A 21,459-nucleotide genomic window follows, 5' to 3' on the forward strand; every position below is an offset into this window, starting at 1 on the left:
TTATTGAGCTAAAAATATATAGGAAACAATTGCACAAAGTCCTAAAACAAATACAAATAGATATAATCCTATACTTCCGGTTTGTAATTTTTTTCCTTGGAAAGCAATTTCGTTTGCTAACTTACCTAATCCAAAAACAAGCGCAGATAGTCCTGTCTCGATATAGTCTCTAAAGAATTTAGATAAACTATTAATTGGTGCAACAAATACTGAATCGTAAACTTCGTCTACATAATATTTGTTATATAATACTTTGCTCAAACCAGTGATGTTTTCATCAGATTCTGGAACATTATCTTGTTTAAAGTATTTGATGTAAGCAATTAAAATTCCTAATAATCCACCAAGAACTGCAACACCCATTAAAGCATATTCAGTTGCACCTAAATGGTGTTCTTCGCCAGCCACTTCTGTGAAAAGAGGAGCTAAGTAATGATTTAGCCAGCTATTTCCAGGTAAACTAATTAATCCACCAAAAGTTGCTAAAATCGCTAAGATGATAAGCGGAATTGTAATTAATGAACCACTTTCGTGTAAATGATGTTTTTGTTCTTCAGTTCCTCTAAATTCTTTGAAGAAAGTCAGGAACATTAAACGGAACATATAGAAAGCTGTCATGATAGAAGCAATCGATCCAACAACGTATAATGGAATACTGTGGTGGAAAGCTGTCAATAAAATTTCGTCTTTAGAAAAGAATCCTGAGAAAAATGGAACTCCTGAGATTGCTAATGAAGAAATCAACATGGTCCAGAAAGTAATTGGCATTGCTTTACGCAAACCTCCCATGTTACGCATATCTTGCTCTCCGTGTAATCCGTGAATTACAGATCCAGATCCTAAGAATAAACAAGCTTTAAAGAAAGCGTGAGTGATTACGTGAAAAACAGCTACTTCATAAGCTCCAAATCCTAATGCTAAAAACATTAAACCTAATTGTGAAACTGTAGAGTACGCCAATACTTTTTTGATATCAGTTTGAACTAGTCCAATCGTAGCCGCAACCAATGAAGTGATAGCTCCAATAATTGCAATTACATTTTGAACATCATGAGCTAAGTCAAAAACAAAGTTTAATCTTGTTACCATAAAGATACCTGCAGTTACCATCGTAGCCGCGTGGATTAATGCAGAAACTGGAGTTGGACCAGCCATCGCATCAGGTAACCAAGTGTATAACGGAATTTGAGCAGATTTACCACAAGCTCCAATAAATAAACATAAAGCAGCTAAAGAAAGTAATGGTAAGTTTAAATTAGATGCTCCAGCAATTGCAGTTTTTAAAGTTACATAATCTAATGTAGAGAACATCGATCCGATGATGAACATTCCGATTAATAAACCTAAATCTCCAATTCTGTTCATGATGAAAGCTTTTTTCGCAGCATCATTGTAATCTTGGTTTTTATGCCAGAATCCAATTAATAGGTAAGAACAAAGTCCAACACCTTCCCATCCAATGAAAAGAACTAATAAGTTGCTTCCAATTACAAGCGTAATCATAAAGAATACGAATAGATTTAAATACGCAAAAAACTTGTGCATATTCTCATCATCATGCATGTAACTGATAGAGTATAAGTGAATCAAAGATCCAATTCCAGTTACGAAAAGTAACCAAAGAACAGACAATTGATCTAATAAAAATCCAAGATTGATTTTTAAGTTGCTAATTTGAATCCAATCAAATAAAGTAACCTGAATTCCTTTTCCAGTTGAAGTTATTTGATTAAAAAGTAAAAGAGAAACTACAAAAGAAATCGCCACGGCAATAGTTCCGATTGCACCAGAAACTGTTTTTCCTAAGCTTTTTCCAAAAAAGACATTTACTAGAAAACCTAGTAAAGGAGTTAAAACTAAAATTAAAGCTAAATTGGTATCCATTTCTGATTATCCTTTTAAATTTTTTAAATTATCGATACTAATTGAGCCGATATTTCTAAAGATAGAAACTAAAATGGCCAATCCTACCGCAACTTCGGCTGCAGCAACCGCCATCGAGAAGAACACAAAAACTTGTCCTTGCGCATCTTGATGATAAGTTGAAAAAGCAACAAATAAAAGGTTTACCGCATTCAACATAATTTCGATAGACATGAAAACGATAATAGCATTTCGTCTGTACAATACACCAAAAATACCAATACAGAAAAGTACAACACTCAAAAAGATGTAGTTTTCAATACCTATTTGATTTAATATATTACCCATTATTTATTTAATTTTTCTTTTTTAGACAATAGAACTGTTCCAATCATAGCAACCAAAAGTAAGATCGAAGCAAATTCGAAAGGAACCATATATTCGTCCAATAAAATTTTACCTAAAACTTTAATTGATTGGAAATCTTCTCCAGTAGAATCGTATTCACCCACAATTGGTTTCGAGTTGATAAAGATTGTAATTAAAACAATCAATATTAAACAGAAAGAAACAATAGCGCCAAGACGTGTAATTCTAGGACGGTGAACTTCTCGTTGTTCGTTCAAGTTCATCAACATGATCGTAAACAGGAACAGAATCATAATAGCTCCGGAGTAGACTATGATATGAACAACAGCTAAGAATTGAGAATTTAATAGTAAATAATGACCAGCAATCGAGAAGAAACAAATTACCAAATAGATGGCACTGTGAATCGGGTTTCTGCTGAAAATAGTCAAGAAAGCAGTAATAACGGTAATAAACGCTAAAAAGCAAAAGATAACTTGAACAGTTGTTGCGTGTGCAAAATCAGGAATATGTATCATTTAGTTAGCATTATTAAGTTGAGCGTTTTTCATAGCCATTTCTAAAGGCATTACTAATTTATCTTTTCCGAAAATGAAATCTTCTCTGTTATAACTAGCAGGAACCAATACTTTAGATTCAGTCAAATAAATAGCGTCTTTAGGACAAGCTTCCTCACATAAACCACAGAAAATACAACGAAGCATATTGATTTCGTAGATTTCAGCGTATTTCTCTTCTCTGTATAAATGTTTTTCATCAGCTTTACGCTCAGCAGCTTTCATAGTGATCGCTTCTGCAGGACAAGATAAAGCACATAATCCACAAGCAGTACAGTTTTCGCGGCCTTGCTCATCGCGTTTCAGCATGTGCTGACCACGGTAAACCGGACTCATTTCACGAACCTGCTCAGGATAATGAATGGTAACTTTCTTTCTAAAAAGGTGTTTTACTGTAATAATCAGACCTTTTACAATCGCCACAAGATACAATCGTTCAACAAAAGACATGTCCTTATTTGACACCACCTTTTTTCTACCCGATAATGATATAGTTTCTATTGACATTTTTACTATTATAGTTTATGATTTACAATTTGAAATCAATCAAATTCAAAATCTATTTTGTTTTTTATTTGAAGCTTAATCCTGCTATCCGCTATATCTTTTGTGGTGAACTCCACCACAAAAGGATGCCGCTTCTATCAGGGCTAGGGCGTTACGGTTTCTTAGAATCCTAAAGCGGCTAAGATTTCGTGTCTTAAAATAACAACACCCGTAATCATGATATTAATGATCGAAAGTGGAATTAAAATTCTCCATCCTAAGTGCATTAATTGGTCATATCTAAATCTTGGAATCGTCCAACGTACCCACATATAAAAGAATATGAAGAAACATATTTTTGCAAATAATGCCGCAATTCCTAATAAGTTAGCTGCATTTACACCTACATTTTCTACCATCCATTGCATTCCTGGGTAGTTGTATCCACCAAAGAATAAAACAGAAATAATAGTTGAAGAGATAAACATACTCGCATATTCAGCAAATAAATAGAATCCCATTTTCATTGATGAATATTCTGTATGGTAACCTCCAATTAACTCGTTTTCACATTCTGCTAAATCGAAAGGTGTTCTGTTTGTTTCTGCAAATGAACAGATTAAGAAAATTAAGAATGATAATGGCTGATAAAAAACATTCCAGTTCATTCCTTGTTGCTGTAATGAAATTTCTTTTAAACTCATTGTTCCAGTCATCATCAATAAAGCGATTATTGATAATCCCATTGCAACCTCGTAAGAAACCATTTGAGAAGCAGCACGAATAGCTCCCATCAAAGAGAACTTGTTGTTAGAAGCCCATCCACCAATCATGATACCGTAAACTCCAACAGAAAGAACTCCAAAAATGTATAATAAAGCAATATTTACGTCAGTAGCCTGAAGAATAATGTCTCTTCCAAAAAGATGAAGTCTATCTCCCCACGGAATTACAGCACTAGTCATTAAAGCTGTACTCATTGCAATCGCAGGTCCAACTACGAATAAAAATCTATTTGGAGTATTTGGGAAAAATTCTTCTTTAGAGAATAATTTCATACCATCTGCAAGCGGTTGTAATAAACCTCCCCATCCAGCGCGGTTTGGTCCAACACGATCTTGCAAGAAAGCAGCAACTTTACGCTCTGCCCAAGTAGAATACATTGCCATAATCATTGTTACCGCAAAAACGACAACAATAACAACACTTTTTTCTATAATAAATGCACTTTCCATTTCTTAACTATTTTTGATCATTATTAGGTAATGGAATTGCTGCCATACTAATTTTTTTACGGTCAACATCTCTACCTAAAAGAATGTTCTTTTCAGTATCGATGGTAACTTTCTCTAATTTTTGAGTGTAATTATTTTGGTTGATTACAGAGTCTTTTTCAAATTCTCTTGGTCCTTCAATTACCCAATCCTTCACATCTTTGTGATCAAAACGACAGCTGTTGCAGATGAATTCTTCAACTTCATGGTACTCGTCTTTACGACCAGTTACACGCTGAATTTCTCCACCAAACATCCAAACTGTAGTTTTACCGCAACATCCAGGAGTTGTACACTCTCTGTGTGCGTTGTAAGGTTTGTTGAACCAAACTCTTGATTTAAAACGGAAAGTTTTATCTGTTAAAGCTCCAACTGGACAAACATCAATCATGTTTCCAGAGAACTCATTGTCAATAGCTTTAGAAATACCAGTCGAAATATTAGCGTGATCTCCACGATCTAATACTCCGTGAACTCTGTTGTCTGTCAATTGATCTGCAACTTGTACACATCTTTGACATAAAATACAACGGTTCATGTGAAGTTGAATATTTGGACCGATATTTTCTGGTTCAAATGTTCTTTTTTCTTCAATGTAACGTGATTTCGGATTTCCGTGCTCAAAACTTAAATTCTGTAAATCACATTCACCAGCCTGATCACAAATAGGGCAGTCTAGTGGGTGATTGATTAATAAAAATTCTGTTACAGATTTACGAGCTTCAGTTACTCTTGCAGACGATTTACTGTTTACTTCCATACCATCCATACATCCTGTTACACAAGATGCCATTAATTTTGGCATTGGTCGTGGGTCAGCTTCACTACCTTTAGAAACTTCAACTAAACAACAACGACATTTACCGCCACTGCCTTTTAATTTTGAGTAATAGCACATGGCAGGCGGAACTAAATCTCCACCCATCATACGTGCAGCCTGCAGGATCGTTGTTCCTGGTTCTACGTCTATACTTTGACCGTCTATGGTTACTTTCATCTCTTATTGATTTGAATGTTGAAAGTCGGAATATTCAAAAGAGTTGCTGTCCTTTTAATATTTTTAACTTTATAACTTTCTCTATATATTTTTATACGATTACTTTACCGCCTACTAAGTGTTTAACTTGTGAAAAAGGTTCGGCAACAAAGTGATCTCTATTTTTAATTTTTTCTGGGAAACGAACGTGATATTCGAACTCATCTCTAAAGTGACGAATTGCTGCAGCTACTGGCCAAGAAGCGGCGTCACCAAGTGGACAGATTGTGTTTCCTTCAATTTTACTTTGAATGCTCCACAACAATTCGATATCTTCTTCACGGCCTTGACCGTTTTCGATTCTCCATAAGATTTTTTCCAACCATCCAGTTCCTTCACGACAAGGAGTACATTGTCCGCAAGATTCGTGGTGGTAAAAACGAGCAAAGTTCCAAGTGTTTCTTACTACACATGCAGTGTCGTTGTAAACGATAAATCCTCCAGAACCTAACATAGATCCAGTAGCAAAACCACCATCACTAAGAGATTCGTAAGTCATTAATCTATCTTCTCCGTTTGCTGTTTTGAAAATTAATTCAGCTGGTAAAATTGGCACTGAAGAACCTCCAGGAACAAATGCTTTCAAAGGTCTGCTTGAAGACATTCCTCCTAAATATTCATCAGAATTCATGAATTCGTCAACACTTAAACCTAATTCAATTTCGTAAACACCAGGATTTTTGATGTGTCCTGAAGCAGAAATTAATTTAGTTCCAGTAGAACGTCCAATTCCAATTTTAGCATAATCATCACCAGAATTGTTTACAATCCAAGGCACAGTCGCAATTGTTTCAACATTGTTTACCACAGTTGGATTTGCCCAAAGACCAGAAACCGCTGGGAAAGGTGGTTTAATACGAGGATTTCCTCTTTTACCTTCCAAAGATTCGATTAATGCTGTTTCTTCTCCACAGATATATGCTCCAGCTCCACAATGTACGTGAAGTTCTAAGTCATAACCTGATCCTAATATATTTTTTCCTAACCAACCTGCAGCTTTTGCTTCGGCGATTGCTCGTTCTAAGATTTTGAAAACCCACATGTATTCTCCGCGAATGTAGATATACGATAGGTTAGCGCCCAAAGCGTAGCTTGAAGTAATCATTCCTTCGATCAATAAGTGAGGAATATATTCCATCAAGAAACGATCTTTAAATGTTCCAGGCTCCGATTCGTCGGCGTTACAAACTAAGTGTCTTGGTCTTCCTGATTTTTTGTCAATAAAGCTCCATTTCATTCCCGCTGGGAAACCTGCTCCACCACGGCCACGTAATCCTGATTTTTTTACTTCTTCAGTAACTTCATCTGGAGTAAGAGTTTTTAAAGCTTTTTCCACAGAAGCATAACCACCGTTTTGGCGATACACTTCGTAGGTTTTAATTCCAGGAACATTGATTTTATCTAATAATATTTTTTGTGACATCTTATTTATCGTGTAATATTATTTTATCATCTCTACAATCAGCAATAATCTGATCGATTTTTTCTTCTGTCAGTTTTTCTTTGTAGAAATCCCCCAACTGCATCATTGGAGCGTATCCGCAAGCACCTAAACATTCTACACCAGCAATGGTAAACATTCCGTCTGGAGTTGTTTCGCCCATTTTAATGCCTAGTTTTTCAGAAGTGTAATCCATTAAATCTTCGGCACCTCTTAAACAACAACAAGAAGTTTGACAAAACTCAAACATGTACTTACCAATTGGCTTTTGGTTGAACATTGTATAGAAAGTAACCACTTCATAAACCTCAATTGGTTTGATCTGAAGAATCTCGGCAACTTTATCTTGCAATTCAATACTAAGCCAGTTGTTATGTGCATCCTGAACTTCGTGCAAAACAGGCAATAAAGCCGATTTTTGTTTGCCCTCAGGATAATGACTAATCAATTCATTGATGCGAGTCATCAATGCCTCAGTCATGTTTATTTCTTGTTTGTAATGTTTACGTTCCATTTTTATTTTAGATTTTAGATTTTAGATTTTAGATTTTTTCAAATCTTTGTCTAGATCTATATTCTGCAATCTTTGTTTAAGTTTTAGATTCTTCAATCTTTATATAATGTTAGATTTATAAATCTAAATTCTAAAATCTGCAAAGCAATCTAAAATCTAAATTCTAAAATCTAAAATTCTTTACGCGTCTAATTCTCCTGCAATTACATTCAAACTTGAAAGGATGATAATTGCATCAGAAAGCATGGCACCTTTAATCATTTCTGGGAATGCTTGATAATAAATAAAGCATGGTCTTCTGAAATGTAATCTATATGGAGTTCTACTTCCGTCAGTTACTAAATAGAAACCGATTTCTCCATTTCCTCCTTCAACAGGGTGATAGATTTCTGCAACTGGTACAGGAACTTCTCCCATTACGATCTTAAAGTGATAAATTAAAGCTTCCATAGAAGTATAAACATCTTCTTTTGGAGGAAGGTAGTAATCTGGAACTTCAGCGTGATATTCGTTTCCTGGAGGCATTTTTTCTAACGCCTGACGAATAATGCTTAAACTTTCCCAAACTTCAGCATTACGAACACAGAAACGATCGTAAGTGTCTCCTGATTTTCCAACAGGCACAATAAAATCGAAATCTTCGTAAGACGAGTAAGGTTGTGCTACACGTACGTCGTAATCAACTCCAGCAGCACGTAAGTTTGGACCTGTAAATCCGTAAGCCATTGCTTTTTCAGCAGTGATACCACCTACGTTTACAGTTCTATCCAAGAAAATTCTATTTCTCTCGAATAAGTTTTGGAATTCTTGCCAAACTGGTGGGAATTCTTCTAGGAATTTATCTAGTTTTTTGAAAACTTCTGGAGACCAGTCTCTTTCAAAACCACCGATTCTTCCCATATTTGTAGTCAAACGAGCTCCACAAATTTCTTCGTAGATTTCGTAGATTTTTTCTCTAAATTGAAAAACGTATAAGAAACCAGTATACGCACCAGTATCTACACCTAAGATTCCGTTACAGATAATGTGATCCGTAATACGAGCCAACTCCATAACGATAACTCTTAAATACTGAGCTCTTTTCGGAACTTCAATACCTAATAGTTTTTCAACCGTCATCCACCATCCCATATTATTAATAGGAGATGAACAATAGTTCATACGGTCTGTAAGCGGTGTAATTTGATAAAAAGGACGATTTTCGGCAATTTTTTCGAATGCTCTGTGGATGTAACCAATAGTTGGTTCAGCCTCAAGAATTTTTTCACCATCCATCAACAAGATATTTTGGAAAATACCGTGCGTTGCAGGGTGAGTCGGACCTAAATTCAGTACAGAAAGTTCGCTTCCGTCGTCGTTTAGTCTCTCCTTAATTATTTTAGCATAACGATGCTCTGGTGGTAATAATAGTTCTGACATTTTATAATGTTGAATTATTTTTTAGCAATTTGTTGTTGTTCTTCCGAAGAATCGGTCATCCTTATCTGTTCTTCCGCTGTCTTCCATTGGGAATTCTTTTCTCATTGGGTGAGACTGCATTTCATCCATATTTAAAATACGTTTCAATTGTGGATGTCCTTTAAAGTCAATTCCGTAGAAATCGAAAGTTTCTCTTTCCATCCAGTTTGAAGAAAGGAAAATATTTGAAATCGTTTTAATTTCTGGTTTTTCGCCGTTTAAGAAAACTTTGATTTTTAATCTTTTGTTTTCGTACCAGTTGTGTAAATGATAAACAACTGCAAACTGACGCTCAGTTTCGTTATCTGGATAATGAATGCCGCACAAATCTGTTAAGAAGTGAAAACGTAATTCTGGATCGTTTTTAAGGAAAAGAATCAACGGTGTGATTTTATCAGCCGAAGCTTCTAAAGAAAAAATATCTCTTTCTTGCTGAAAGTTAAAAACATCGTTACTGAATGTTTCTACAAGTTTGTCTTGAATTTGGGTATTTTCTAAGGCCATCTTATGAGATATTATATGAAGCTAATAATTCTTGATATTCTGGTGAGCTTCTTCGTCTCACAGATTCGCTTTTTACTAAGTCCTGAAGTCTCATAACTCCATCAACAATTTGTTCTGGTCTTGGTGGGCATCCTGGTACATAAACGTCAACTGGAATTACTTTGTCAATTCCTTGAAGAACAGAGTACGTATCAAAAACTCCTCCTGAAGAAGCACAAGCTCCAACAGCAATTACCCAGCGAGGTTCTGACATTTGCTCGTAAACTTGTCTTAAAATAGGAGCCATTTTTTTAGAAATAGTTCCCATTACTAATAACATATCGGCTTGTCTTGGCGAGAAACTCACACGCTCAGAACCAAATCGAGCTAAATCGTAGTGAGAAGCCATTGTTGCCATGAATTCGATACCACAGCATGAAGTCGCGAAAGGAAGCGGCCATAATGAGTTAGCTCTTGCTAAACCAACAACATCACTAAGTTTTGTAGCGAAGAAACCTTCACCAGTAACTCCTTCTGGCGGCGCAACCATATTTACTTTTGAATCGCTCATTTTATTTTAGATTTCTGATTTTAGATTTTAGATTTTTGAAATCGTAAAAAGTAAAATCAATTTTTTAAATCAGTACTTTAAATTTGAGTTCAAATTTTAAATCGAGATAAGAGAAAATCCAAATCAACAATCTAAAATCTGAAATCATTTATTCCCACTCTAATGCTTTCTTTTTGATGATATAAAAGAAACCAACTAAAAGCAAAGACATGAAAACCAACATTTTTAACATTCCTTCAATTCCTAAGTCTTTGAAGTTAACTGCCCAAGGATAAAGAAAAATTACCTCTACGTCGAACAATACGAACAAAATGGCAACTAAGAAGTATTTTACAGAAAATGGAATACGTGCGTTACCAATAGATTCGATACCACATTCGAAGTTTTTGTCTTTAACTTCAGAAGTTCTTCTTGGTCCTAATTTTCCAGAAATAATGATTGTTCCTACCACAAAACCAACAGCTAGAATAAACTGCATTAAAATAGGAATGTAACTGTATTGATCAGATTGCATAAGCTTCGATTTTTTACTTAAAAAATGAGCCACAAAGATAACTTGGAACTCTGTAAAACACAAGCTAAAAAAGGTTTTAAGTAGGGTGCGAAACGGCGTTTACACCTAATTTTTATTGATTATAAATAACATTTCAAAATTTTAATATTTTTTTAAGATTTGAGTAAAAAAAAACGTCCCGATACTTCGAGACGTCTTTTAAGACCATTCAGAGGCAAAAAAAATAAATTGCTATATTTTTCTTAGATTACTGCTACTTTAGCAGCAACTTTCCCTTTTCTTCCTTCTTCTTCTTCATAGCTTACACGGTCACCTTCGCGTAATTCTTCCGCGTTAATTCCTGAAGCGTGAACGAAGATATCCTTTCCTGTTTCTTCGTCTGTAATGAATCCATAACCTTTAGATTCATTGAAAAATTTTACTGTACCTGTACGCATTGTAATTGTAATAATAATTTATAATAAAGCAAATGTAACATATAAATTCATACAAAAGACACTAAGCTGTTAATTTTTTGTAAAAATTATTGATTTCCAGTGTTTTTACGTGGTTTATTGCATCAAATTTTATATGAAATAGCTTAATTTGAGAATCATCAATTGTAAGAATATTAAAAAAGTCAATTTGTAGGAATTTCATATTGCGAAAAATTAATATTTTAAGATTATTTGTTCATTTTTTGACATAAAAAAAGCGACTGAAATTTTTCAGTCGCTTTTTTATAATTTTTGAGGATATTTTATCTAAATAGCGTCAATTTTAATGTGTAATTCTTTCAATTGAGCGTCATCAATTGCAGCTGGAGCATCAATCATGACATCACGCCCTGAATTGTTTTTAGGGAATGCGATAAAGTCTCTAATGGTTTCTTGTCCTCCTAAGATTGCAACAAGTCTGTCAAGACCAAATGCAAGTCCTCCGTGAGGTGGTGCTCCAAATTGGAAAGCGTCCATCAAGAATCCGAATTGTGCTTTTGCTTCTTCTTCGGTAAATCCTAAATATTTAAACATTAATTGCTGAGTCGCTTTGTCGTGAATACGAATAGATCCACCGCCAATTTCGTTTCCGTTTAAAACCATATCGTAAGCGTTTGCACGAACTTTTCCTGGTTCTGTTTCTAACAATGCCATATCTTCTGGTTTTGGAGAAGTAAATGGATGGTGCATTGCGTGGTAACGACCGCTTTCTTCATCTAATTCTAATAATGGGAAATCTACAACCCATAATGGAGCAAATTCTTCTGGTTTGCGCAATCCTAAACGAGTTGCCAATTCCATACGTAAAGCAGAAAGTTGAGCACGTGTTTTGTTTGCCGGACCAGAAAGTACAAAAATCATATCGCCAGGATTTGCTTCTGTAGCTTTTGCCCATTTTGCCAAATCATCATTATCGTAGAATTTATCTACAGATGATTTGTATGTTCCGTCTTCGTTACATTTTACGTAAACCATTCCAGATGCACCAACTTGAGGTCGCTTTACCCAGTCAATTAATCCGTCGATTTCTTTACGAGTGTAATTTCCAGCTCCTGGAACAGCGATTCCGACAACCAATTCTGCTGCATTGAATACAGGGAATTCTTTGTGTTGTGCAAATTCGTTTAATTCTCCAAACTTCATTCCGAAACGAATGTCTGGTTTGTCGTTACCGTATGTTTTCATGGCATATTCGTAGGTAATTCTTGGAAATTTCTCTACTTCAATACCTTTAATTTCTTTTAATAAATGTCTTGTCAATCCTTCAAAAACATTCAAAATATCTTCTTGCTCCACAAATGCCATTTCGCAGTCAATTTGAGTAAACTCAGGCTGACGGTCGGCACGTAAATCTTCATCACGGAAACATTTCACGATTTGGAAATATTTATCCATTCCACCAACCATCAAAAGTTGTTTGAAAGTTTGTGGAGATTGTGGCAAAGCATAAAATTGACCTTCGTTCATACGGCTTGGTACAACGAAATCTCTCGCTCCTTCTGGAGTCGATTTGATTAGATAAGGAGTTTCAACTTCGCAGAAATCTAAATCAGATAGATATTTACGAACTTCCATTGCCACTTTGTGACGGAATAATAAACTGTTTTTTACTGGATTTCTTCTGATATCCAAATAACGATATTTCATTCTAATATCTTCACCACCGTCTGTTTCATCTTCAATTGTAAATGGAGGAGTAAGTGCAGTGTTTAAAATCGTTAATTCAGAAACTAAAATTTCGATTTCACCAGTTGGAATATTTTTGTTTTTAGCTTCACGCTCAATAACAGTTCCTTTAACCTGAATTACAAATTCACGCCCAAGTGTTTTTGCTAATTCAAAAACGGTTTTATCAGTACGACTTTCGTCGAAAATAAGTTGTGTAATTCCATAACGGTCGCGTAAATCGACCCAATTCATAAATCCTTTATCACGTGATTTTTGAACCCAGCCCGCAAGTGTAACTTCGGTATTAATATTTGAAGCGTTTAATTCGCCACAATTATGACTTCTATACATAATCAAAATTTTAGATTGCAAAAGTAAATACAAAATTCAAGATAATATAGTAAAGTGATAAGTTGATTCAGAATAATTTCAAATAAATTGTTAATTCTGAAATTTCGAAGCTTTAATTCTTTAGTTTTGACTCACTAAAAAAACAAATATTGATACCCATGAAGAAACTTTTTGTTGCTGGTTTGGTAATTTTTAATGCTTTGAGTGTTATAGGTCAAAGCAAGAATACAGTAAAGTTCACGGCTAAAATTGAAAATAGAAACAGTGATACTTTAGTAATTAAAGGAAGAAATAATTTTAAGCAGGTAATTCCAATTGATAAAAAAGGCGTTTTTGCTGCGACTTTTGAGGCTCCAAAAGGATTTTACATGTTTTCTGACGGAACAGAGTCTTCTAATTTGTATTTAAAACCAAATTCTGAAGTTAATCTGACTATGAACGCTAAAGAATTTGATGAAACGATTATATATAAAGGTAAAGGTGTAAACGAAAGTAACTTTTTGGCACAACAAGCCTTAAAAGATGAAAGTTTTCAAAATGATGCTTTTAAGAAAGAAGCTGGCGAATTTACGACTTTACTAGATGGTAAATTAAAAGCAGATACAGAAAGACTTGAAAAAGGAGATTTTGATCCAGAATTTAAAACAGCATTAAAACTAAGCTTTGAAAGTTTTCATCAATATGCTTCTGAGGAATATAACAGAGCGGCAAATGCTAATAAAATGGTAGGGAAGGCTTCTCCTGGTTTTGATTATGAAAACTTTAAAGGTGGTAAAACAAAATTAACTGACTTAAAAGGGAAATATGTGTACATTGACCTTTGGGCAACATGGTGTGCACCTTGTCGAGCTGAAATTCCATACCTTCAAAAAATGGAAGAAAAATATCATGGAAAAAACATCGAGTTTGTGAGTATTTCTATTGATAAAATGAAAGACAACGAAAAATGGAAAAAATTTGTAACCGATAAACATCTTGGCGGAACACAGCTTTTTGCTGATAAAGATTGGGAATCTGAATTTGTAGTGAATTATGGTGTAACTGGAATTCCGAGATTTATCTTAATTGATCCACAAGGAAATGTTGTTAAGTCTGATGCACCTAGACCATCTGATCCTGAATTGGATAAACAACTTAGTACTTTATTGAACTAAAATATTTACGAAATCTATAACGTTATCGTAAAATTATAAATTTTATAAAACATCAGTAAAACCAGTGCCTCAGCGCTGGTTTTTTTGTTTTAAACACTTTTCCAATGTTAAGTTTTTACTCAATGTTACCAAATTGTTAAGTAAAAGTTTTTTTAATGTAAACTATTGACTATATTTGATAACAATTTGATAACGTTCAATAACATTTAATACCTAAAGATATGAAAAAGTGTGTGATTTTAGCGGCTGTGTTATTCTCTGGAATTTTAACAGCACAAGAAGGTAAACCTGAGTTAGAAACTGTTGGAAATAAAGTAAAAGCTACTTACTATTATGAAAATGGCAGAATACAGCAGGAAGGCTTTTTTAAAGATGGAAAATTGGACGGTGTTTGGATATCTTATGATGAAAACGGAAATAAAACTGTAGAAGGAGAGTATACAGATGGATTAAAAACTGGAAAATGGATGTTTTTCAATGAAAAAAATCTTTCTGAAGTAGCTTATGTAAATAGTAAAGTAAGTTCCGTTAAGAATCTACAGAAAAACGCTGTAGCCAACAGAAACTAATTAAGAGGAATTTCTTAGATAAGTATTAAACCGTTCTTTTAAAGGACGGTTTTTTTTATGCTTTTATTTTATTATAAAAACAAATAAGCCCGAAACTAATCCGGGCTATTAAATGTAGAATATATTTTTTGGGAATCCTCTTTTTGAGTAAAGGGATTGAGTTATTTAAGCATTATTATGCGGCTATTTTTTTAGGCTTTAAATGATAAGCTACATATAATGATGTTGATGCAAGGAAAATCCAGAAAACATCAACAAAGAAAATCTGAATTTTGTTTTGCATAAAAGAATTCCAAAACCAATCTCCCGAAACGATTCCGTTTGTAATTGGAATTAAAAATCCTAAAATACTTCCTGAAATCAGGCAGAACTTATTAGTAAAAGCATCATTCTTTTTAATGATAAAGAAAATGGCTAGAATCAACCATCCTCCAAAATAAAGTGCAAACAAATTAGATTTGCTCAAAGGATAGAAAATTTTGCTTCCGATAAATGACAAAGCGGTAATCGGATACATGCTTAAGCAAATGGCCAAATAAATATGAACAACTGCTGCATTGAAGCGTCTTTTCTTTTCAGGCATATTGTTTTTCTGTCTGGCAACTAACCAAATCATAACTCCTGAAATGATTACAAAACAGGTTATAATTCCTAAAATAAAGCTTACGATTTTTAAAGCGTATCCTCCGTAATCGCCAAAATGTATTCGGTATAAAACATTCTTAACCACATCTAAATAACTGGTTTGTGCAATCGGATCTTTTTTGGCAATTTCTTTTCCGTCGGCAATTCGGTAAACTACTTTTCCGATTCCGGTAAATTTTTTCTGGCTCAAAAGTTCTCCTTCGACTATGACGTGCATATTGACATCTCCATAGTTTTGAATAAAAACACGAGTGATTTCAAAATCTGACCAGTTCTTTTTGGTCTTGGCAACCAATTCATCAATATTAAATGGATTGGCTAATTTTTTATTTTCGAATTTATAATCGGTGTCTGTATATTCTAATTCTTTGTATAGTTTGGCCTGATCTCCATTGTATAATGTCATTACTGCAGGTGCAACGATTAAGAGTTTAATCATAAAAAAGGCACCAGTAACGGCATAAACAAATTGAAAAGGTAAGCCGATCATTCCTAATGCTGTATGCGCATCTGTCCAGAGTGTTTTTAATTTTTCTTTTGGACGGAAAATATAGAAGTTGGAGACAATTTTTTTCCAATGTAATAATACTCCAGTTACAATAGCAAATAAGAAAAATAAAGCTGTAAAACCAGCAAGATAATATCCCGTAGGATATGGAATCTGTGCCAAGAAATGCAAACGGTATAAAAGTTCTGCTAAAGAATAAGATTCGTCGTAAGTTGCAGATTTAAAGTTTTTGGTGTTTAAATAGAAGAATTGACCTTCTTTTTGTTTGGCTGGAGCTAAAGTATCTTTTGTTCCCTCCATATAAACTGCTACTCGTTCTTCGATAGAAGGTTTAGAAATGGTAATATTTCTGCCGTTCAAAACATATTTTTCATCAAGATGCTTTAGCGCTTTGTTGTAGTCTAGTTGAATCTCTCTTGTAATTGCTGTAGATTCATTTCTTTCCCAATTGACGATTTCGTCTCTAAAAAAAGAAAAAGATCCAGCAAAGAAAATTACAAAAAGAACTACACTGATCACGATTCCGCTTACAGTATGGGTATGAAAATAGATATTATAATGACGGTTATTCATAAATATTATTGAGCCGTGTTATAGGTTTGACCAAGATAAATAAAAAGATAAAAAAACAATGATAGCAGAATATAAATTCCCCATATTTTCCAGCCGCTTTTGGCTAAAAATGCGATTACCATCAAAGCGACCCAAAGAATAAATCCGCTAAACGCCATTGTTATCATTACGTTTGCACGATTAAACCAGGCTGCTAGAGCTAAATGAAAAGTAATAGAAACTAAGTATCCTCCTAAAATAGCAGCTGTAATTTTGGAAAAACGAGGCCAAAAAGCTGGATTTAAATATTTTGGATTTGCTGGCATATTGTATTTAAAAAATGATATTAGTTATAGTAGAATTCTAATAATGCAATTATAATTAGTAAGGCCAAAAGAGCTTTACTATTTACTTTTTTTAAAGGAGTAAGGATAATGATTAAACTTCCAATTGTCATTAACTGAATAAAAAACATTAGAGTGCCACAGCCTAAAGATTGTGTAAAAAGCCACATTATATAAGCTGTTAACAATAACAATAATCCAATAACCTTAGTTGGTTTTGGGTTGTTTTTCATCCATTTTTCAAAGCCTAAATCATAAGACAAGACGGCTCTTTTAGAAGTGTAATAAAGCGTATAAAAAGCTAAAAAAACAATAAGGCTGGCAATTGTAATCATAATCTTTAAAATTTAAAAAACACCTTTCCTATAAAGAAAGGTGTTTTTAATGGTTTTTTTATTAGAATTTATAAGAGAAACTTGCAGCAAAAGTTCTAGGGTCTTTAGGATGTATTGTTGACCATCCGTCATAGATTTCTTTGTTTGCAATATTGTTTAGTTTCAATGTAATACCAAATCTTTCTGTATTATAAAATAAAGAAGAGTTAAGCACTGTATATTCTGGAAGTGTAAATGTTCCTGAAACAGATCTGTTCATGATTTTGTTGTCTCCAACATAGTTTCCTCCAAATCCTAAACCAAATCCTCTTAAAGTTCCGCTAGTAAATTTATAGCTAGCCCATAAGTTTGCCATATTATAAGCTCCTGAACTTTCAGGTCGGAATCCTACGAAGTCAGCATCACCTTTGGTTAAAGTTGCATCATTGTAACTGTAGCCAAGAATAATATTTAAACCAGTAACTGGATTAGCAATAATTTCGGTTTCAAAACCTTTATTGTGTTGTCCACCATCTTGGTAGTTAATTACATCAGTTGCATTAGGTCTAACACTATAAGCTTGATTAGAAACTTTAATGTCATAGTAGCTCAAAGTCGCATATATTTTATCTTTGAAGATATTTAATTTTGTTCCAAATTCGATTTGGTTAGCATGCTCAGGATCAAATGTTACAGGAGTTCTTACAGTTCCATTAACATTCTCACTTGGCGCTACGTTTGAGAAACCATTCATGTAGTTTGCGAAAATAGATACCTTGTCGATAATTGGTTGATAAACCAATCCGAATTTTGGAGAGAAAGAAGTCTGGTTATAGTCATCAGCGTCTGTAGAAACGTCTCCGCTGTTCATAAAACGATCGGCACGTAAACTTACCATTGCAGAAAGAGCAGGAGTAAAGTTGATTACATCAGAGAAGTAAGCACTGTACACTTCTTGTTTTGTTTTATTGTTATTTCTTGGGCTGTCTCCAACAATCGCATCAGATCCGGCTTTTGTTAAATCTCCAGTGTCACCATTTGAAGGTCCGAAAGCAGCGTTGAATTGCGCTAAATTATCTCCAATGTAAACATATCCGTTTCCAAAATAACCTGTTCCGCGATCAAGACCAACTCTATTGTAGTAATCTAAACCAACTACAAGTCTGTTTCTCATATTTCCAATTTTGAAATCGCCAATGAAATTTTGTTGTACATCAAAAGTGGTATTTTTATTGTCTTGATAATTGAAATATCTAGCCAAAACAATTCCATCTGTGATAGGTGTATAAGCAGTTCCTTCATACAAATAAGCATAATTTCCAGTAGACTTAGCTTGGCTTGTTGAGAAGATAGTTTGAGAAGTCCATTGGCTAGAAAGCTTATAGTTCATTTGTGCTTGAATATTGTAAGAAGGCGTTTTGATAGTTAATTCATCACTTGTGTAAGAACGTTTATTATCATATTTTAATTCAGCAATATTATGAACTCTTAACGGATTTGATCTGTCTAAAAACAACATTGTTGGGTTTGTTGTTTCATTGCTCATAAATTCTGTGTTTACTAAGAAAGATAATCTGTCGTTAACTTCATAAGATAATGACGGAGCAATAAAAAAAGATTCTCTGAAACCAGCATCCTGAAAAGTGTTTTGCTTGTTGTAAGCAGAGTTAACTCTAAAATTAAGTGTTTTTTTGTCGTTAAGCGATGTGTTAAGATCTGCAGTTACGCGGTTTAGACCATAGCTTCCTACCGTATAATTTACCTCTCCTCCGAAACCTTTGTAAGGTCTTTTTGTTGTAGTATTGATTAATCCTCCATAAGAAATTAAACTACTTCCAAATAAAGTTCCAGATGGTCCTTTGATAATTTCAACTCTGTCAATGTTTGCTGGATCTAGACTTCCGTTTGTTAAACCTGGTACTCCATTAACGATAGTTGCCTGAACAGGAAATCCTCTTAAAGAATAGTAACTCGCTCCATCTCCACCACGACCCGTAGCGGTCCAAAGTTGTGTAACTCCCGGAGCATTTTTTAATGCATCATCAAATGTTGTAACCACTTGTTCTTTTAATACGCTTCCTGTAATGGTTGTATAAACTTGTGGATTCTCAAGATTTTTAAGTGGTAATCTTGAAACTTGTTGGTTGTCTTTGCGTACAAAACTATTTTTGCGACCATTTACAACTATTTCTGTCAATTCTTCTGAATTTGAAGTAAGATTGAAGTTCTCAGTTACTTCTTGTCCTTCTGATACCGTAATCTTTTTTTCTGTTGTATTATAACCAACAGCTGAAACTTTTAAGGTATAAGTTCCTGATTTAACATTTTTGATTTTGTAATTACCTTCTTCGTCAGCAATTGTTCCAAATCGAGTACCTTTTAAAGCTACCGATATTCCTTCTGGAGATTCGTTGTTATTTAAAGATATTTTCCCTTTGATAGTTGCTTTTTCCTGAGCCAAAGCAGATACGCTGGCCATTAAAGCAAAACAAAAACTCAAAAAAGAAATCGTAAATTTTAATTTCATTTTATTTAGAATTGATTTTAATAGCGCAAATGTACTAGTTGAATACATATAATGCAAGTTATTCTTATTTATTCTAAATAATTTTTTACTATCAAAGTTTTTAGTCAGAAAAGGTGTTTCGAAATTTATGTTTTTAGACGAAAAAAGCCTGCTCATTCGTTTGAGCAGGCTTTTTCTATATTGAAATTATTTCTGATTACAATTCTAAAGCACGTTTAGCATCGCCATTCATCAATAATTCTACTGGATTTTCTAAAGCTTCTTTTACAGCAACCAAGAAACCAACTGACTCACGTCCGTCGATGATTCTGTGATCGTAAGAAAGAGCAACATACATCATTGGGTGAATTTCAACTTTTCCGTTTACAGCAATCGGACGCTCGATGATGTTGTGCATTCCTAAGATTCCTGATTGAGGAGGGTTGATGATTGGAGTAGATAACATACTTCCGAAAACTCCACCATTTGTGATTGTGAAAGTTCCTCCAGTCATGTCGTCAACTGTAATTTGACCATCACGAGCTCTCAAAGCCAATCTTTTGATTTCAGCTTCAATTCCACGGAAAGTTAAAAGTTCAGCATTACGAACAACAGGAACCATTAAACCTTTTGGTCCAGAAACTGCGATTGAGATATCAGCAAAATCATAAGCGATTTTGTAATCACCATCCATCATAGAGTTAACATCTGGATATAATTGTAAAGCTCTTGTAACTGCTTTTGTAAAGAATGACATGAAACCTAAACCTAAACCACCGTGTTTAGCTTTGAAAGCATCTTTGTATTCGTTACGAATTTGGTTAATTGGCGTCATGTTTACTTCGTTGAAAGTAGTCAACATAGCAGTTTCATTTTTAGCTGAAACTAGTCTTTCTGCTACTTTACGACGTAACATTGATAATTTTGTACGCTCAGTTCCACGGCTTCCTCCTGTTGGAGTTCCCATAGATGGTACTGCATTTACAGCATCATCTTTAGTGATTCTTCCGCCTTTACCAGTTCCTGAAACAGTTGCTGGAGCAATATTTTTCTCGTCTAATATTTTTCTTGCTGCTGGAGATGGAGTTCCCGCTGCATAACTTGTAGCTGCTGGAGCTTGAACTGGTTCTGCTTTTGGAGCCTCAGCCTTTGGAGCTTCTGCTTTTGGTGCCTCAGCTTTAGGAGCTTCAGCTGCTGGAGCAGATCCTGCTGGTTTAGCAGCGTCTGTATCAATTAAACAAACTACAGCACCTACTGCAACTGTATCACCTTCTTCAGCTTTTAGTGTAATTACACCGCTCATTTCAGCAGGTAACTCAAGAGTAGCTTTGTCTGAATCAACTTCAGCAATAGCCTGATCTTTTTCTACATAATCTCCGTCTTTTACTAACCAAGTTGCAATTTCAACTTCTTTTATTGATTCCCCTGGTGATGGGACTTTCATTTCTAAAATCATCTTGTTTTTGTTTAAGGTTTTTATGGTTTCAATCCCGATAGCTATCGGGATTGAAACTTGAAACATATTTTTAATTATCTAAATAAATTTTTATCGAATACCATTCTAATTGCATCTGCATGACGACGTTTAGCACGTGTATAACTTCCAGATGCTGGAGCAGAATATGCTTTTAATGAAGCTAATCTCCATATAACAAGATCAAAGTACATTAACATAAAGCTGTAAGCTCCCATGTTTTTAGGCTCTTCTTGCGCCCAAACATAATCATCTGCATTTGGATATTTTGCAATGATTTCTTTGATCTGCTCAATTGGGAAAGGGAATAATTGCTCGATACGAACAACTGC

The 21,459-nt window shown here is 34.4% G+C and carries 22 protein-coding genes; 2 read left to right on the forward strand and 20 right to left on the reverse strand.

All coding sequences use genetic code 11. The features are described from left to right. The 14 genes from nuoL to aspS all read right to left on the reverse strand — a co-directional run bounded on the left by nuoL (nt 1) and on the right by aspS (nt 13,061). Complete coding sequence (nuoL, locus tag VGE71_RS12115; RefSeq protein WP_331138571.1) at nt 1-1,884, reverse strand: NADH-quinone oxidoreductase subunit L; 1,884 nt, start codon at nt 1,882-1,884, stop codon at nt 1-3. Between the two features lie 6 nt (nt 1,885-1,890). Beyond that, nucleotides 1,891-2,211 (reverse strand): NADH-quinone oxidoreductase subunit NuoK, encoded by a 321-nt coding sequence (gene nuoK / locus VGE71_RS12120; protein WP_008466103.1) that lies wholly within the window; start codon nt 2,209-2,211, stop codon nt 1,891-1,893. Then, entirely contained in the window at nt 2,211-2,750 is a 540-nt protein-coding gene (locus VGE71_RS12125; protein ID WP_125718840.1) for an NADH-quinone oxidoreductase subunit J, read from the reverse strand. The genes nuoK and VGE71_RS12125 overlap by 1 nt, the downstream gene beginning before the upstream one ends. Continuing rightward, nucleotides 2,751-3,296 (reverse strand): NADH-quinone oxidoreductase subunit I, encoded by a 546-nt coding sequence (locus VGE71_RS12130; RefSeq protein ID WP_331138572.1) that lies wholly within the window; start codon nt 3,294-3,296, stop codon nt 2,751-2,753. Nucleotides 3,297-3,457: 161 nt separating this feature from the next. Continuing rightward, on the reverse strand, nt 3,458-4,510 hold the full coding sequence (gene nuoH / locus VGE71_RS12135; RefSeq protein WP_331138573.1) for an NADH-quinone oxidoreductase subunit NuoH: 1,053 nt from the start codon (nt 4,508-4,510) through the stop codon (nt 3,458-3,460). A gap of 7 nt (nt 4,511-4,517) precedes the next feature. Then, on the reverse strand, nt 4,518-5,546 hold the full coding sequence (locus VGE71_RS12140; RefSeq protein ID WP_331138574.1) for a 2Fe-2S iron-sulfur cluster-binding protein: 1,029 nt from the start codon (nt 5,544-5,546) through the stop codon (nt 4,518-4,520). Nucleotides 5,547-5,637: 91 nt separating this feature from the next. Beyond that, nucleotides 5,638-7,008 carry an NADH-quinone oxidoreductase subunit NuoF gene (nuoF, locus tag VGE71_RS12145; protein ID WP_012023323.1) on the reverse strand — a complete coding sequence of 457 codons (1,371 nt, stop codon included), beginning with the start codon at nt 7,006-7,008 and terminating at the stop codon, nt 5,638-5,640. A 1-nt stretch (nt 7,009) separates the two neighbouring features. After that, nucleotides 7,010-7,540, reverse strand: a complete 531-nt coding sequence (locus VGE71_RS12150; protein WP_331138575.1) for an NAD(P)H-dependent oxidoreductase subunit E — start codon at nt 7,538-7,540, stop codon at nt 7,010-7,012. A 180-nt stretch (nt 7,541-7,720) separates the two neighbouring features. Continuing rightward, nucleotides 7,721-8,959: an NADH-quinone oxidoreductase subunit D gene (locus tag VGE71_RS12155; protein WP_331138576.1), complete on the reverse strand. Its 1,239-nt coding sequence runs from the start codon at nt 8,957-8,959 to the stop codon at nt 7,721-7,723. 21 nt (nt 8,960-8,980) lie between these two features. Further along, nucleotides 8,981-9,502, reverse strand: coding sequence for an NADH-quinone oxidoreductase subunit C (locus VGE71_RS12160; protein WP_331138577.1), 522 nt, complete (start codon nt 9,500-9,502; stop codon nt 8,981-8,983). Nucleotide 9,503: 1 nt separating this feature from the next. Next, on the reverse strand, nt 9,504-10,052 hold the full coding sequence (locus VGE71_RS12165) for an NADH-quinone oxidoreductase subunit B (RefSeq protein ID WP_111378918.1): 549 nt from the start codon (nt 10,050-10,052) through the stop codon (nt 9,504-9,506). A gap of 148 nt (nt 10,053-10,200) precedes the next feature. Further along, entirely contained in the window at nt 10,201-10,566 is a 366-nt protein-coding gene (locus VGE71_RS12170; RefSeq protein ID WP_331138578.1) for an NADH-quinone oxidoreductase subunit A, read from the reverse strand. Nucleotides 10,567-10,808: 242 nt separating this feature from the next. Further along, nucleotides 10,809-11,003 (reverse strand): cold-shock protein, encoded by a 195-nt coding sequence (locus tag VGE71_RS12175; protein WP_007137066.1) that lies wholly within the window; start codon nt 11,001-11,003, stop codon nt 10,809-10,811. Between the two features lie 306 nt (nt 11,004-11,309). After that, nucleotides 11,310-13,061 (reverse strand): aspartate--tRNA ligase, encoded by a 1,752-nt coding sequence (gene aspS / locus VGE71_RS12180; protein WP_331138579.1) that lies wholly within the window; start codon nt 13,059-13,061, stop codon nt 11,310-11,312. 158 nt (nt 13,062-13,219) lie between these two features. Between aspS and VGE71_RS12185 the strand changes: the two genes are divergently transcribed. Beyond that, nucleotides 13,220-14,215, forward strand: a complete 996-nt coding sequence (locus tag VGE71_RS12185; RefSeq protein ID WP_331138580.1) for a TlpA disulfide reductase family protein — start codon at nt 13,220-13,222, stop codon at nt 14,213-14,215. Between the two features lie 221 nt (nt 14,216-14,436). Beyond that, the gene (locus VGE71_RS12190) at nt 14,437-14,784 is read left to right on the forward strand and encodes a membrane-binding protein (protein WP_331138581.1); all 348 of its coding nucleotides are present in this window, start codon (nt 14,437-14,439) and stop codon (nt 14,782-14,784) included. Between the two features lie 175 nt (nt 14,785-14,959). Here VGE71_RS12190 and VGE71_RS12195 read toward each other — a convergent pair whose 3' ends face one another. From VGE71_RS12195 to VGE71_RS12220, 6 genes are all read right to left on the reverse strand, one after another. Beyond that, a complete protein-coding gene (locus VGE71_RS12195; RefSeq protein WP_331138582.1) occupies nt 14,960-16,510 on the reverse strand; it encodes a PepSY-associated TM helix domain-containing protein in 1,551 nt (516 codons plus the stop codon). Nucleotides 16,511-16,515: 5 nt separating this feature from the next. After that, nucleotides 16,516-16,815 carry a hypothetical protein gene (locus tag VGE71_RS12200; protein WP_331138583.1) on the reverse strand — a complete coding sequence of 100 codons (300 nt, stop codon included), beginning with the start codon at nt 16,813-16,815 and terminating at the stop codon, nt 16,516-16,518. A 20-nt stretch (nt 16,816-16,835) separates the two neighbouring features. Next, entirely contained in the window at nt 16,836-17,168 is a 333-nt protein-coding gene (locus tag VGE71_RS12205; RefSeq protein WP_331138584.1) for a hypothetical protein, read from the reverse strand. Nucleotides 17,169-17,229: 61 nt separating this feature from the next. Then, nucleotides 17,230-19,674, reverse strand: a complete 2,445-nt coding sequence (locus tag VGE71_RS12210) for a TonB-dependent receptor (protein WP_331138585.1) — start codon at nt 19,672-19,674, stop codon at nt 17,230-17,232. A 196-nt stretch (nt 19,675-19,870) separates the two neighbouring features. Further along, nucleotides 19,871-21,109 (reverse strand): 2-oxoglutarate dehydrogenase complex dihydrolipoyllysine-residue succinyltransferase, encoded by a 1,239-nt coding sequence (gene odhB, locus VGE71_RS12215; protein ID WP_331138588.1) that lies wholly within the window; start codon nt 21,107-21,109, stop codon nt 19,871-19,873. 74 nt (nt 21,110-21,183) lie between these two features. Next, a partial coding sequence (locus VGE71_RS12220) for a hypothetical protein (protein WP_331138586.1) occupies nt 21,184-21,459 on the reverse strand: 276 nt, incomplete at its 5' end.

The organism is Flavobacterium sp. (genome assembly GCF_036405015.1).
GTDB lineage: Bacteria > Bacteroidota > Bacteroidia > Flavobacteriales > Flavobacteriaceae > Flavobacterium.